The sequence below is a fragment of the Pseudomonas sp. CFBP13509 genome (assembly GCF_005233485.1).
GTDB lineage: Bacteria > Pseudomonadota > Gammaproteobacteria > Pseudomonadales > Pseudomonadaceae > Aquipseudomonas > Aquipseudomonas marginalis.
The window spans coordinates 94,523-108,959 of record NZ_QGAA01000002.1; the positions used below are offsets into that span (position 1 = coordinate 94,523).

At 64.1% G+C, this 14,437-nt stretch carries 8 protein-coding genes; 7 read left to right on the top strand and 1 reads right to left on the bottom strand.

Annotated elements, in window-relative coordinates:
- Positions 1 to 15: 15 nt before the first annotated feature.
- Genes PspCFBP13509_RS03865 through PspCFBP13509_RS03875 form a run of 3 tightly spaced genes read left to right on the top strand, consistent with a single transcriptional unit; the run spans position 16 to position 2,749 of the window.
- Positions 16 to 798 (top strand): ABC transporter ATP-binding protein, encoded by a 783-nt coding sequence (locus tag PspCFBP13509_RS03865; protein ID WP_137211594.1) that lies wholly within the window; start codon positions 16 to 18, stop codon positions 796 to 798.
- Positions 795 to 1,742, top strand: a complete 948-nt coding sequence (locus PspCFBP13509_RS03870; RefSeq protein ID WP_065925583.1) for an ABC transporter substrate-binding protein — start codon at positions 795 to 797, stop codon at positions 1,740 to 1,742. The genes PspCFBP13509_RS03865 and PspCFBP13509_RS03870 overlap by 4 nt, the downstream gene beginning before the upstream one ends.
- Complete coding sequence (locus tag PspCFBP13509_RS03875) at positions 1,739 to 2,749, top strand: FecCD family ABC transporter permease (RefSeq protein WP_137211595.1); 1,011 nt, start codon at positions 1,739 to 1,741, stop codon at positions 2,747 to 2,749. The genes PspCFBP13509_RS03870 and PspCFBP13509_RS03875 overlap by 4 nt, the downstream gene beginning before the upstream one ends.
- A gap of 3 nt (positions 2,750 to 2,752) precedes the next feature.
- Here PspCFBP13509_RS03875 and PspCFBP13509_RS03880 read toward each other — a convergent pair whose 3' ends face one another.
- Positions 2,753 to 9,313, bottom strand: coding sequence for a DUF4329 domain-containing protein (locus PspCFBP13509_RS03880; RefSeq protein WP_161985713.1), 6,561 nt, complete (start codon positions 9,311 to 9,313; stop codon positions 2,753 to 2,755).
- Positions 9,314 to 9,625: 312 nt separating this feature from the next.
- Here PspCFBP13509_RS03880 and urtA point away from each other — a divergent pair, with 312 nt between their 5' ends.
- The 4 genes from urtA to urtD all read left to right on the top strand — a co-directional run bounded on the left by urtA (position 9,626) and on the right by urtD (position 14,428).
- On the top strand, positions 9,626 to 10,891 hold the full coding sequence (urtA, locus tag PspCFBP13509_RS03885) for an urea ABC transporter substrate-binding protein (protein ID WP_027607732.1): 1,266 nt from the start codon (positions 9,626 to 9,628) through the stop codon (positions 10,889 to 10,891).
- 137 nt (positions 10,892 to 11,028) lie between these two features.
- Positions 11,029 to 12,531: an urea ABC transporter permease subunit UrtB gene (gene urtB / locus PspCFBP13509_RS03890; protein ID WP_065925586.1), complete on the top strand. Its 1,503-nt coding sequence runs from the start codon at positions 11,029 to 11,031 to the stop codon at positions 12,529 to 12,531.
- Complete coding sequence (urtC, locus tag PspCFBP13509_RS03895; protein WP_065947150.1) at positions 12,531 to 13,598, top strand: urea ABC transporter permease subunit UrtC; 1,068 nt, start codon at positions 12,531 to 12,533, stop codon at positions 13,596 to 13,598. The genes urtB and urtC overlap by 1 nt, the downstream gene beginning before the upstream one ends.
- Entirely contained in the window at positions 13,595 to 14,428 is an 834-nt protein-coding gene (gene urtD, locus PspCFBP13509_RS03900; RefSeq protein ID WP_174562753.1) for an urea ABC transporter ATP-binding protein UrtD, read from the top strand. Before urtC ends, urtD begins: the two co-directional genes overlap by 4 nt.
- Positions 14,429 to 14,437 lie beyond the last annotated feature (9 nt).

The following is a 14,437-nucleotide window of genomic DNA, read 5'->3' on the forward strand; positions in this document are numbered from 1 at the left end:
GCCTTGAGAGACTTGATGACTTCACTCACCCTCACCCGCATCAACTGGGCCCCGGCGAACCACAGCCAACACCCGTTCCAACTGCGTGACGCCGGCCTTCACGTCGCTGCGGGGGAGTTCGTCGGGCTGATCGGCCCCAACGGCAGCGGCAAGACCAGCCTGTTGCGCTGCGCCTATCGGTTCACCCAGCCGGAACGCGGCGACGTATTGCTCGCCCATCGGAACCTGTGGAAGCAAGGCGCCAAGTGGTGTGCGCAACGTATCGCCGTGGTGTTGCAGGAGTTCCCGGATGCCTTTGGCCTGCGAGTCGATGAAGTGGTCGCCATGGGCCGCACGCCCCACAAGGGCCTGTTCGACAGCGACACCCTGGAGGATCGGCAGCTGGTGCAACAGGCGCTGGTATCGGTGGGCATGCAGGGCTTTGAAGCGCATGCCTTCGCCACCCTCTCGGGCGGTGAAAAACAGCGCGTCATCCTCGCCCGCGCCCTGGCCCAGCAACCGCAATTGCTGATCCTCGACGAGCCGACCAACCACCTCGATCCACGCTACCAGCTTGAGCTGTTGAGGCTGGTCAAGCGCCTGGGTATCGGCACCCTGGCCAGCATCCACGACCTCAACCTGGCCGCCGCTTTTTGTGATCGGCTCTACGTGATCGACCACGGGCGCATCGTCGCCAGCGGCACGCCTCACCAGGTGCTGACCACTGAACTGCTGCGCGATGTGTTCGGCGTCGAGGCGCTGATCGACACTCATCCCCTGGCCGACTATCCCCGCATCACCTGGATAACCCAACCATGATCCTGCGCGCCTTCGCCCTTGTGGCCCTGCTGTTCGGTGCTTCACCAGCCTTCGCTGAAGCCACCCATTACCCGGTCACCGTCAAAAGCTGCAACCGCGACGTGACCTTCCAGGAGGCGCCGAAGCATGCGGTGAGCCATGACATCAATATGACCCAGATGATGCTCGCCCTGGGCCTCAAACCGCGGATGGCCGGCTATAGCGGCATCACCGGCTGGAAGTCGGTCACCCCGGACATGGCCCGGACCCTCGATGGCCTGCCGGAGCTGGCGAGCAAGTACCCGTCGGTGGAAACCCTGCTCAATGCCAATGTGGATTTCTTCTTTGCCGGCTGGGACTACGGCATGCGCGTGGGCGGCGACCTGACGCCGAACACCCTGCAGCCGCTGGGGATCAACGTCTACGAGCTGACCGAGTCGTGCGCCTTCGTGATGAAGCGCCCGGCCGCGACCCTGGACGACACCTATAACGACCTGCGCAACCTGGGCAGGATCTTCGACGTGCAGGACCGCGCCAATGCCTTGATCGCACAGATGCAGGCACAGGTCGCCGAGGTGCAGACAGACCTGCCCGCCGACAAGCCGCGCGTGTTCCTCTACGACAGCGGTGAAGACCGCGCCATGACCTCCGGCCGCCTCGGCATGCCCCAGGCGCTGATCGACGCAGCCGGCGGGCGCAACATCCTCGATGACGTCGACGCCAGTTGGACCCGCGTCAACTGGGAGACCGTGGTCGAGCGCAATCCACAGGTGATCGTGATCGTCGACTACAGCGAAGTCACCGCCGATCAAAAACAGCAGTTCCTGCTCAACAACCCGGCGCTGCAAGGGGTGGACGCGATCAGGCACCAGCGCTTTATCGTGATCCCGTATGTACAAGCCACGCCAGGCATCGATAACGTGCTGGCGGTGGAAACCCTGGCCAAGGGGTTCCACGGCGAATGATCACCCGTCGTTACACCCTGCTGCTTGCCGCCCTGGGCGCATTGCTGCTGGTGTCCTGCGTGATATCCCTGGGCTTCGGCCCGGCGCGGGTACCAGCGGACGTGGTGTGGCGCATCCTGCTGTACAAGGTCTTCGGCATCGGCGAAGTGAGTTGGTCGGCCGGGCAGGTACCTATCGTCTGGCTGATCCGCGTGCCGCGCATGCTGCTGGGGGCGTTGGTGGGGGCCGGGCTGGCGTTGATCGGTGCGGTGTTGCAGGCGGTCACGCGTAATCCGCTGGCCGATCCGCACCTGCTGGGTGTCACTTCCGGCGCGACCCTGGGCGCGGTGATCGTGGTGCTGCATGTAGGTGAAATCATCGGCTTGCTGACCTTGCCCATCGCCGCCTTTATCGGCGCCCTGTCGAGCATGATCGTGGTGCTCGCGGTAGCCAGTCGCAATGGCCGGCTGGAGAGTGATCGCCTGTTGCTGTGCGGCGTGGCAGTGTCGTTCGTGATGATGGCGGCGGCCAATCTGCTGCTGTTCATGGGCGACCATCGCGCCGCCTCGGCGGTGATGTTCTGGATGCTCGGCGGCCTCGGCCTGGCACGCTGGGAACTGCTGGCGATTCCGGGCGCCAGCGTAGTGCTCGGGCTGCTGGTGCTGGTGGGCATGGCCCGCCCGTTGAACGCGCTGATGGCCGGCGAACAGACCGCCGTGACCCTTGGCCTGAACGCCCGCAATGTACGGCTGAAGGTGTTCCTGGTCGCCTCGTTGATGACCGGCGTGCTGGTGTCCATCAGCGGCTCCATCGGCTTTGTCGGGCTGATGGTGCCGCACATCGCCCGGCGCCTGGTGGGCGCCGAACATCGTCGGTTGCTGCCGGTATGCGCATTGCTGGGCAGCCTGTTCATGGTCTGGGTCGATGTGGCGGCGCGCACCTTGATCGCCCCCGAAGACCTGCCGATTGGCGTGGCCACGGCGGCGATCGGCGGCCTGTTCTTCATCGGCCTGATGCGCAAGCGCTGACGCTTACAGCTCGTCGCGGTCGCGCAGGCTCAGCGGTTCGTCGACCTCGGGCACGGCGATTTCCAGGCCATTGGAGCGCTCCACTTGCTGTTCGGACAGTAGCCCCTCGTTCATCCAGAAGCCGTCCTTGTCCAGCACAAACAGCTTCCCGGTCCTGGCCACGCCCTTCAGGAACACGGTGGGATACACGTCGGGGCCGCCCACCAGGACCAGGCTTTCCTGCGCCGAATAACTGGGCAGGTACTTCAACAGCGCACCGGCCTGGCTCGACAGATAAAGACCCGGCGACGGCCGCGACAGCCCGCGCAACACCCTGATGAAATAACTCAGGAAGGTCGGCGCCACGAAATGACGCGTCAGGGCGATATCCTTCGGCGCCCGGCTGTCGGTGGCCGGCATGCTGTTGTAGAGCAGATGGACACCCGCAACCGCATATGGCTGCGGAAAGTCCGGCAGGGGCGCTGGCGGCACCGCCGGTTGTACAAGGCCCAGCGGCCCGCTGTAGAACAGGCGCAGAATCAGCGATTGGTCGGCCCCGGCCGCTACCGGCAAGGTAGCCAGGAACGACGTGCCCGCTGCGTTGGCGAGTATCGCCGAAAGATACTGTTTGCCCCGATATGGCGAAAGCTGGCGCCGGAGATAGCGCGCGGCATCATCCCCATCGGAAAAAACCGGACCGCAGGCCGCACGCCAAGGCGGCACAAACACCTCATCGACACCGGGCTGCCAGAACGTATCGACACGATTGCGCGTGGTCCAGACCTCGCCTCGGACCAGCGTATCCAGGACCCCTTTGTCGAGCAGGCGATGGACGTAACTGAGCAGGGTCATCCGGCCCGCGCGCAACTGCTGCCGTGTTTCAAGCAGCGAGCCCCACGAATCCAGCTGCGCATCCGTGCCCAGGTATTGATACCTGAGCAGGGCACCGTCCGCGCATGACAGGTAAAACGTGAGTTGCTTGCCCCTGATGCCGTGAATCGAGAAGCGGATGCCGATGTCCATGTCCGTGGGCGAAAAAAATGCCTGGTGCAACGGATCCGTGGCCGGCGTGACGCTGTCGCTGCTGGCGCACAGGTAGAAGCCTTCCAGCCCATAACCCTGGGGGAAAAGACCGTCGGGAAAGACTTGCGCAAAGTCACGATAGCTCTGGCGCACCAGCGGCATGCTGACCATGTAGTGCCCGTTTTTCTGCGATTTGAACACGTAGCCGAACTGCAGGTGTTCGCCATGCCGACGATGCTGATGGGCATACCGCACCGCGTCCTGCTCCTGGGTGAACAGCGGACTGAACGCCGGGTCTGCCAGTGCGTTCCGGATCGCCAATGGCGCGGGACGGTCGCTATTGACGATGAAGGCGCCAGTGATCCGGCGTGGCGTGCCCCACGTCGGGCTGCCCTCTACCACTCGCAAGATACCCGCATTGGCCAGGCGCGTGACAAATTCGCCAGGCGCCAGCACGGCATTGCGAATCTGACGCTCGAGCAGGTTTTCCAGGCGATCGAGTCGTGTCTCGTCGAGGGGCAAAAGCTGTTTCCTCAGCGCTTCTTCCAGCGCGGAGTGGCTGCGTGTGTAGCTCACCACACAGCCATCGGAACCCAGCAGGTACTCGCGGTTCAGGCGGGCGTCCTGGCCTGCGAGGGCCGATGAAATCACGCGGGTGGACAGCATGTTGCGATAGAGGCCGGCCTGCGCCAGTTCAAGTACGAAGGGCAACTCCCGCGCCGGGCTGGAACGGTAACGTGCAACCACCGTATGGGCCGCCGGGAAGCCACCGGTACTGACCACCTCATCCGGGAAAATCCACTTGGGGTCGAAGTCTTCCTGGGGCACCTTGAGCGGCTCGGTGGCGACAAACAGGCCATCGGGACGCTGCAGAATCAACCCGCCCAGCAGACCATTGCCCTGCAGCAGCGAACGGGCGTGCCGGGCCGCATCGTCCTGGGAATGAAAGGCCGGGCCCAGGCGACGGCGGATGAAGTTGGCGTAGGGTCGCCAGGCCACGCCACCCTGGCCCACCGCTCCCCGGCGGTCCCAGCACTGGCTGGTGTAGAGCACCCGCAGGTCCGCAGGCCGGGCGACCTGTGACACATAGCGCTGGACGTCCAGCGTCCCGTTGTGCAGGTTCATCCCGGCGATGATCACGCCCGTGCCGTCGGTGGCCTCCTTGAGCAGGGAGGATGCCGGAGGTTGGTAGCGCAACAAGGCGCCATCGTGTGTCGACACATACACCGGCAGTATCGCAGTGGCTGCCGGACGCGGCAGATGCCGGGCATCCTGTTCGGCGCGCAGCAGCACCTCGGGGGTGATGAAGAACCGCGCCAGCCAGGCCTCGGGGGTGGGCAATCCCGCCGGCACCCATTGCTGCGAAAACAGCAGGCCGGCCAGCTCGAACCCCTTGGCGAATTCGCCACCGGCCAGATAACCGACGCCCCTGGAGGAGTCACTCAACCAACGCCCGCCGGAGGTGATCGCCAGCAGTTCACTGACCACAAACTCATCGCGCTGCGGATGCTTAAGGATGTACGCCGTACAGCGTTGTGCATCCAGGTTCCTGCCGTACCAGCGCACATGGGCATTGAGTGCCGCGGCATCGAGACTGTCGAAGATCGCGCCGAACGCCGGTGCCTGCAGATCGACTTCGGCGTAGTCGAAGTTGGGCGTCCAGTCGCTGTAGACCCTGCCACGCGGCCCCCACAACGCGCTGCGCACCAGCACGCTCAGGGTGCCGGCATCGGCCAGCCGGGCGACGATGTCCACCGGTTTGAGCTGGCCGCTCTCCAGCCGTTCGAAATAGCCATGCTGGCCGGGCTCGCGCTGGGTATTGCTCAGTACCAGCAGCTCATTGGCAGAACCACTGGGGCGATAGCTGATCAGGTTATTCGGCGAACCGCTCAGATAGGCCGGCAGCCGCGATTCGATCACCGAACGGATCTCCACATCGGAGAACAGCGTGGCGTTGACTTCCAGGTCGGCCAGCGTCCAGCCAAGACGCCGTTGGCGTTCCAGGTCAGCCACGGATAACGCGGTATGCGAACTGTAGCGCGCATAGAGCTGATGGTCCGCAGGCGGCACCAGATAAGCGCTGCCGTTGGCAGGGCGCAGCAGGTCGGAGGCAAAGCCGTCGCCGGAAATGGCCACCGGCTCAGTGAACACAAATCGCCCATCGTCCCGCTTGAGGACATACCCGGCATAGGCATTGCTGCGGCGAACGCCGATGCGTTCATGGGCATGCCGCGCAGCGTCGTCCGCGGTCAGGAACATCCCGCTCAAGGGCCGCTCGCCGGAGCCAAGCGGCAAGTGCTCGCTGTCATACAACGGCCCGAGGGTGTTCCACAGGCCACCTTGCTGGACCACCGACAACTCCCCCGCGCGCATCACGCGGCGCACGAAATCCCGCGGCGACAATGTGCCGTCGAGCAAGGCCGCTTCATTGCCGTTGTCGGTCACGGTTTGTCCGTCGACGACAAACAGCTCGTTGGCAGACGAGGCACTCGGCACCTGCCAGTGCAGCAAAGCGTTATCAGCGGTGCGCAGATACAGCTTGAGACCGAGCGCGGCGATCTGCATACCGGCGCTGGCGATCGACTGTCTCATGGCATCCACCAGCACCGCCGGCGTAGCGAAACGCTTATAGAGCCATGCGTCCATGGGTGGCAGCCTCTGCGGCGCCTGTGCTGATTGGGCGTGATAGAGACCCACCAGGCGATAATTCGGCACCAGCCTTGGCTCACCGCGGTCCCCCACGGGAAACAGACTGTCCAGGGTCGTCCCCAACGGCGCCGGCAGCGTAGCGATGTAATTCGAGGTGGTACGGTGTTTCAGCACCACGCCCACCGCCGCCTGCCCCAGCAAGTCGACGCTGCTCAGGGCGACCAGCACCGCACTGTGCCCCATCGACAGCAGCGGGGTAAAAAACGGCAGGTCCTGCACCGAGGTGGCAGGACTGCCCAGGGTCCAGCCGTGCAGCACACGCCCCCGCACCCCACCCCAGACCTTGCTGCCCACCACGACCCGCAAGTCCCCGGCCTGCGCCAGGTTCCACACCGCCCCCTCGAACCCGGTGAGAGGCTGCGCCGGCTCGATCCCCGTCAACTGCCGCAACAGGGATTGTTCGGCCTGGGAACCGCTGCTCGTGTACTTGAGCAATGTGCCGTCAGGACCGGACAGATAATGCACCGGGGTGAAATCACGGTGGGACAGGGCAAACACCTGATCGGCATTCGAAAAGAAGCTGCCGGTCAGCGCGACCTGGTCCGGGTTGAAGCCCGGGTTGTAGCGCTCCACCTCGCCAGGCTCGGCCGGGTAGGAACGGTAGAAGCCCTGGCATTCATAAGAGGGCGGAGCAATGAACTGGGCGCGATCATCCGTGGCCAGGAGGGTGAGGAAGTCGAACCGCGCGCCGGTGCTGACTTGCGGCTCGGTGGCAAAGAAATGCCCGCCAGGCTTTTTCAGGATGACCCCACCGAACTCACGCTCGCGTCGCGTCCCGATACGCCGGTGAGCCCAGAGCGCCGCATCATCCGCGGACACAAACGCCGGGCTCAAGGCCGGCAGAGTGGCCACGGCGGTCGCGCCGCTTGGCAGGGACGGCGCAGCGGCAAACGCTCGCCAGTGCCGGCCAATCACGCCAGGCGGCCCCCATAGCGCATTGCCCAGGACCACCCGCAGGCGACTGACCCCAGCCAACTTGCGCACGCCTTCGGCAGGCGTATAGGTACCGTCCGCCAGGTCTCTGGCAATCAGGCTGCCGCCCGGCGCCGGCGCGAACAATCGCGTGAATGCGGCCTGGTCCGCCCCTTCCGGCTCCAGCACAAGCAGGCAGTCTGCCGCGCCAGAGAGGTAGCCCGGCACGCGCAGTTGATGAATCCTGTGGGCCTCGACATCAGTAAAGCCCTGGAAGTAGACACTGGCATCGTCACGGGTCCACTTCGTCTTGAAGTCGGCATCGAGGTTCCCCCATGACAACGCCATGTGCGAGCCGAACCAGGCGTGCAGTTGATAACCACCGGGCAACGCCAACTGTTTGCTGTAAGCGTCCCACGGATAGAACCCCTGGAACCCATAAGGGTTGGTGCCCGCCTGCAGCAATTGCGTCAGTACAAAGTGCTGGTCGGGGTGCTTCAGAATCAGCGCCACATAGGCGCGGTCACGGCGCTCGCCCACCTGCGCATGGGCAAACTGTGCGGCCTTGTCGGCCGACGAAAACGCCTGGCCGAGGCTGGCCTGCTTGAACGGGAAGCGTGCATAGGGCGTCCAGTTGTTCTCGACCACGCCTTCCACGTCCCACAGCGGGCTGGTCTGTTCGACGCTCAACTCACCGGCTTCGGCCACCTGCTTCACAAACTGGCGCGGGGTCAGGGTTCCCGCCGCGAGGGCCAGGTGAAGGCCGGGCTCATCGGTGGTGAACAATCGCGTTTCCGCCGGTGAGCCGCTGAACCGGTAGCGCAGCAAGGCATTGTCCTTGGTGCGCAGGTACAGCGAGATGCCCAGCACGGAGGGCGCCGTATGCATGTAGCGGCGGGCCGTGGCGATGTAGGCCGCCAGCTCCCGAGGGCTGAAGAACTGCTGGTACAGCCACGGTTCCACCGTCGGAAACTGCGCCGGTACCGGCCGCGACAGATAGAAGAAGCCCTGCAGGTGAAAGCCTTCCGGCAAGGGTGGCCCGCCCGCCAGCAAAGGCAGGTGGTTGTCGGTGGGCAACTGCTCGGCACTGCTGAGTACGAAGGGCTGGGTGGCGGCGAATTCATCGCGCAGCTCATGCTTGAGCAGCAGGGCCATCTGGCTGACATTCGGCATGCGCCGCATGCGCGCCTGCACGGCGTTGAGCGCCTGGGTGGCCTCGGGATACACCGCCCCACAGGCGATGGTGGGCTGGCCGCTGTTCAGTGGCAGATAGGGCCGCCAGCGCTGATCGATGACACCGGGCACCCCGCCCCAGTCCTCGCTGGCGACCAGCAACGACAGGCGGCCTACCGACGCCACTTTCTTGATAAAGCCTTCGAGCGTGCCATCGTGACCATCGGCGGGCACGGCCGTGCTGACGTCGTCGATCCAGTCGACAAACTTGCGTTCGGCCTCGGAAAAACCCGGCTGGTACTTGAGCAATACACCCTGGGGGCCCGACAAGTAGGCGGTGCCGAACGCACGCCCTTCGTAGTGGTTGAAGACCACATCGCGGGTGGAAAAAAAGCTGTTGAAGATACGCACCTGGCGATCCCGATAATCGGGATTGAGGGCCTTGAGCTGAGCAAACTGGTCAGGGTGAGAATGCACCCCGCCCACCAGTTTGTAGCCCGCAGGATCGAGGAACTCGTTCTGCGCCCCGCGCTCCAGCAACAGCGAAAAGTCGAACGTCGCCGCCTTGCCGGGAATCGGCTCGGTGGCAAACACTTTGCTATCGGCCAGGCGCTGGAGAATGACACTGCCGTACTCGCGATCGCGCTTGTCGCCAATGCGCTCGTGCACATAGCGTGCAGCATCGTCGGCACTGATAAACCCAGGGCTGAGGGTGTATCGAAGGCCCCTCGCTGCCGCGCGCTCCTCTCTGGATAAATGCTCTTGCATGACACTCCCTTGATCATGTTCGTCGTCGGTGCCCATGGGCACCGGGCTCGCACAACGCTTGCCATGCAGAAGCGTCCTCGCTTGAACCGCCAGCAGGGCGCTGCATAGTTATCGAGGCCCCCAGGCACTCTTTAGGCGCATCCCCTGCACCGCCAACGCCTGCACGCTCCGCATTGGTGCGCCAACGCCAGGCACCGGGCTCCAGCCCCCGCAAAACCGGGTGTTTGGCCATCGGGCACAGCCCTTGCTAGTACCCCTTCAGCGTTCACATCGGCCTATCAAAAAAAACTAAACGTTTACGGAGACCGCACCATGAAGCGTCGCAGCTTGATCAAGGCTTTCACCCTGTCCGCCTCCATTGTCGCCATGGGCCTGACCTGGACCGTGCAGGCCGCCGAGACCATCAAGGTCGGCATCCTGCACTCGCTCTCCGGGACCATGGCCATCTCCGAAACGTCCCTCAAAGACATGGCGCTGATGACCATCGACGAGATCAACGCCAAGGGCGGGGTGAACGGCAAGATGCTTGAGCCGGTGGTGGTGGACCCTGCGTCGAACTGGCCGTTGTTCGCGGAAAAGGGCCGGCAGCTGCTGACCCAGGACAAGGTCGCCGTGGTGTTTGGCTGCTGGACCTCGGTGTCGCGCAAGTCGGTATTGCCGGTGTTCGAAGAGCTCAACGGCCTGCTGTTCTACCCGGTGCAATACGAGGGTGAAGAGATGTCGCCGAACGTGTTCTACACCGGTGCGGCGCCGAACCAGCAGGCGATCCCGGCGGTGGAATACCTGATGAGCGAAGAAGGCGGCAGCGCCAAGCGTTTCTTCCTGCTCGGCACCGACTATGTGTACCCGCGCACCACCAACAAGATCCTGCGTTCGTTCCTGCATTCCAAAGGCGTGGCGGACAAGGACATCGAAGAGGTCTACACCCCGTTCGGCCATGCCGATTACCAGACCATCGTCGCCAACATCAAGAAGTTCTCCGCCGGTGGCAAGACGGCGGTGATTTCCACCGTGAACGGCGACTCCAACGTGCCGTTCTACAAGGAGCTGGCCAACCAGGGTTTGAAGGCGACCGACGTACCGGTGGTGGCCTTCTCCGTGGGTGAAGAAGAACTGCGCGGCATCGACACCAAGCCGCTGGTGGGCAACCTCGCGGCCTGGAACTACTTCCAGTCAGTGGAGAACCCGGTGAACAAGAAGTTTGTCGCCGACTGGAAAGCCTACGCGAAGAAACACAACCTGCCGGGCGCGGACAAAGCGGTGACCAACGACCCGATGGAAGCCACCTACGTGGGCATCCACATGTGGGCGCAGGCAGCCGAGAAAGCCAAGTCCACCGACGTCGACAAAGTGCGCGAAGCCCTGGCCGGCCAGACCTTCGCCGCGCCGTCGGGCTTTACCCTGACCATGGACAAGACCAACCACCACCTGCACAAGCCGGTGATGATCGGCGAGATCCAATCCGATGGGCAGTTCTCGGTGGTGTGGCAGACCCAGGAGCCGATCCGGGCGCAGCCGTGGAGCCCGTACATTCCTGGCAATGACAAAAAGCCGGACTACGCAGTGAAGAGCAACTAAAGCCCGACCACAGGTCAACTGTGGGAGGGGGCTTGCCCCCGATAACGGCGTGTCAGGCAATGCACTTGTCACTGACCCACTGCTATCGGGGGCAAGCCCCCTCCCACACTGTCCGCGCATGACTAGGACATTTGTTTATGCCCGCTGCCCTCAATCGCTATTTCCTGGCATGGCTGCTGTTACTGCCTTTGGCGGTACATGCCGGCGACGCCGAAGACTTCCTGGCCGCCAACCCGACGCAACAAGCCAAGCTCCTCCAGGACTGGGCCGCCCAGCCCGACCCGGCGCGCATCGAGTTGGTGGACGCCCTGCAACAAGGTCAGCTCACGCTCAACGGCGAGACCAAGACCGTGCGCCTGAACAACCGCCTGCGCGGCTTGATCGACAACGTGCAGGCCAGCCAGCAACTGCTCGCCGCCGACCCCAAGGTGCGCCTGGCCGCGGCACGCACCCTGCAAAAAAGCGCGCAACCTGCGCAACTCAAGTTTCTTGACCAGCAGGTCGCCGCCGAGACCAATGAGGACGTGCACACCGCCCTCAGCCTGGCCCTGGCCAACCTGCAACTGGTCGACACCGACCCGGCCGTGCGCCTCGCCGCCGTGCGTTTGCTCGGCAGTACCGGCGACCCGCTGGCCCGCACGCGCCTCGAAGCGCTGCTGGCGCCCGGGGTGGAAACCGACGCCGCCGTGCACACCGCCGCCGAGACCAGCCTGGCACAGGTCAAACGAAAACTGATGATGGGTGAGATCCTCGGCCAGGCCTTCAGCGGCATGTCCCTGGGCTCGATCCTGCTGCTGGCGGCCCTGGGCCTGGCGATCACCTTCGGCCTGCTCGGTGTGATCAACATGGCCCACGGCGAGATGCTGATGCTCGGCGCCTACTCCACCTATGTGGTGCAGCTGCTGATGCAGCGCTACGTGCCGGCGGCCATCGAGTTCTACCCGCTGATCGCGCTGCCGGTGGCGTTCTTCGTCACCGCCGCCATCGGCATGGCCCTGGAACGTACGGTGATTCGTCACCTGTACGGGCGCCCGCTGGAAACCCTGCTCGCCACCTGGGGCATCAGCCTGATGCTGATCCAACTGGTGCGCCTGGTGTTCGGCGCGCAGAACGTCGAGGTCTCCAACCCTGCGTGGTTGTCCGGCGGGATCCAGGTGCTGCCCAACCTGGTGCTGCCGTACAACCGCATCGTGATCATCGCCTTCGCACTGTTTGTGGTGGTGCTGACGTGGCTGCTGCTGAACAAGACCCGCCTGGGCCTCAACGTGCGCGCCGTCACCCAGAACCGCAACATGGCCGCCTGCTGCGGCGTGCCCACCGGGCGTGTGGACATGCTCGCCTTTGGCCTGGGCTCCGGCATCGCCGGGCTTGGCGGGGTGGCGCTGAGCCAGATCGGCAACGTCGGTCCGGACCTGGGCCAGAGCTATATCATCGACTCGTTCCTGGTGGTGGTGCTCGGCGGTGTCGGCCAGTTGGCCGGTAGCGTCATGGCGGCGTTTGGCTTGGGTATCGCCAACAAGATCCTGGAACCACAGATCGGTGCCGTGCTCGGCAAGATCCTGATCCTCGCGCTGATCATTCTGTTTATCCAGAAACGCCCGCAGGGACTCTTCGCACTGAAAGGACGGGTGATCGACTGATGAACCAGCCATTGATGCTTACGGCCACGCAAAAGGCCGGCACCCAGGTGACGATTGCAGTCGGCGCGGTGGTGCTGTTGCTGCTGCTGGCCCTGCCGTTGTGTTCGCTGCTGTCGCCGGAAAACCCGCTGCATGTATCGGCCTACACCCTGACACTGGTGGGCAAGATCCTCTGCTACGCCATTGTCGCCCTGGCCCTGGACCTGGTGTGGGGCTACGCGGGGATGTTGTCCCTGGGTCACGGCCTGTTCTTTGCCCTCGGCGGCTATGCCATGGGCATGTACCTGATGCGCCAGGCTTCCGGCGATGAGCTGCCGGCGTTCATGACGTTTTTGTCGTGGACCGAATTGCCCTGGTATTGGGTCGGCACCGAGCACTTCCTCTGGGCCCTGTGCCTGGTGGTGTTGGCGCCGGGCGTGCTGGCGCTGGTGTTCGGTTTTTTCGCCTTTCGCTCGCGGATCAAGGGCGTGTATTTCTCGATCATGACCCAGGCGCTGACCTTTGCCGGGATGCTGTTGTTCTTTCGCAACGAGACCGGGTTCGGCGGCAATAACGGCTTCACCAACTTCCGCAGCATCCTCGGTTTCGGCATCACCGAACCGGGCACGCGGGCGGTGCTGTTCGTGGCCACGGTGGTGCTGCTGGTGGCGAGCCTGTACATCGGCTGGCGCCTGGCCCGGAGCAAGTTCGGCCGGGTGCTGACCGCCCTGCGCGATGCCGAGAACCGCCTGATGTTCTGCGGCTACGACCCGCGCGGCTTCAAGCTGTTCGTGTGGGTGCTGAGCGCGGTGCTGTGCGGCCTGGCAGGCGCGTTGTACGTGCCGCAGGTGGGCATCATCAACCCGAGTGAAATGTCGCCGACCAACTCCATCGAAGCCGCCGTGTGGGTGGCCCTGGGCGGGCGTGGCACGCTGATCGGGCCGTTGCTTGGCGCCGGCGTGGTCAACGGCATGAAGAGCTGGTTCACCGTGGCCTTCCCGGAGTACTGGCTGTTCTTCCTCGGGGCGCTGTTCATCATCGTCACCCTGTACCTGCCCAAGGGCGTTATCGGGCTGTTGAAGAAATGAGGAACGTCATGCTCGAACCTATTTTCGATGCGGGCAGCGGCCGCGATGCCATCGGCATCGGCCAGGCCGCAGGCACCGGCCTGAACACCCGCCACGGCACCATCCTGACCCTGGAAGATATCAGCGTCAGCTTCGATGGGTTCAAGGCGCTCAACGACTTGAACCTGTACATCGGCGTCGGTGAATTGCGCTGCATCATCGGCCCCAACGGCGCGGGCAAGACCACCCTGATGGACGTGATCACCGGCAAGACCCGGCCCAGCCACGGCAAGGCCTGGTTTGGCGAAACCCTCGACTTGACCAGCATGAGCGAAGTGCAGATCGCCCAGGCCGGCATCGGCCGCAAGTTCCAGAAACCCACGGTGTTCGAAGCCCTGAGCGTGTTCGAAAACCTGGAGCTGGCGCAGAAGACCGACAAGTCGGTGTGGGCCAGCCTGCGTGCGCGCCTGAGCGGCGAGCAAAAGGATGGAATCGACGAAGTGCTCGACACCATCCGCCTCACCGCCTCCGTGCATCGGCCCGCCGGCTTGCTCTCCCACGGCCAGAAGCAGTTCCTGGAAATCGGCATGCTGCTGATGCAAGACCCGCAACTGTTGCTGCTGGACGAACCGGTGGCGGGCATGACCGACGCCGAGACCGAATTCACCGCCGAACTGTTCAAGCGCCTGGCGGGCAAGCATTCGTTGATGGTGGTGGAACACGACATGGGCTTTGTCGGCTCGATTGCCGACCACGTGACCGTGTTGCATCAAGGCAGCGTGCTGGCCGAAGGGTCGCTGGAACAGGTGCAGGAAAATGAGCGGGTGATCGAGGTGTACCTCGGTCGCTAAGGAGAACTG

What these genes read in the sequence shown, in the direction of transcription:
- PspCFBP13509_RS03865 (WP_137211594.1), top strand. Translation starts at nt 16, where the DNA reads ATGACTTCACTCACCCTCACCCGCATCAACTGGGCCCCGGCGAACCAC.
- PspCFBP13509_RS03870 (WP_065925583.1), top strand. Translation starts at nt 795, where the DNA reads ATGATCCTGCGCGCCTTCGCCCTTGTGGCCCTGCTGTTCGGTGCTTCA.
- PspCFBP13509_RS03875 (WP_137211595.1), top strand. Translation starts at nt 1,739, where the DNA reads ATGATCACCCGTCGTTACACCCTGCTGCTTGCCGCCCTGGGCGCATTG.
- PspCFBP13509_RS03880 (WP_161985713.1), bottom strand. Translation starts at nt 9,313, where the DNA reads ATGCAAGAGCATTTATCCAGAGAGGAGCGCGCGGCAGCGAGGGGCCTT.
- urtA (WP_027607732.1), top strand. Translation starts at nt 9,626, where the DNA reads ATGAAGCGTCGCAGCTTGATCAAGGCTTTCACCCTGTCCGCCTCCATT.
- urtB (WP_065925586.1), top strand. Translation starts at nt 11,029, where the DNA reads ATGCCCGCTGCCCTCAATCGCTATTTCCTGGCATGGCTGCTGTTACTG.
- urtC (WP_065947150.1), top strand. Translation starts at nt 12,531, where the DNA reads ATGAACCAGCCATTGATGCTTACGGCCACGCAAAAGGCCGGCACCCAG.
- urtD (WP_174562753.1), top strand. Translation starts at nt 13,595, where the DNA reads ATGAGGAACGTCATGCTCGAACCTATTTTCGATGCGGGCAGCGGCCGC.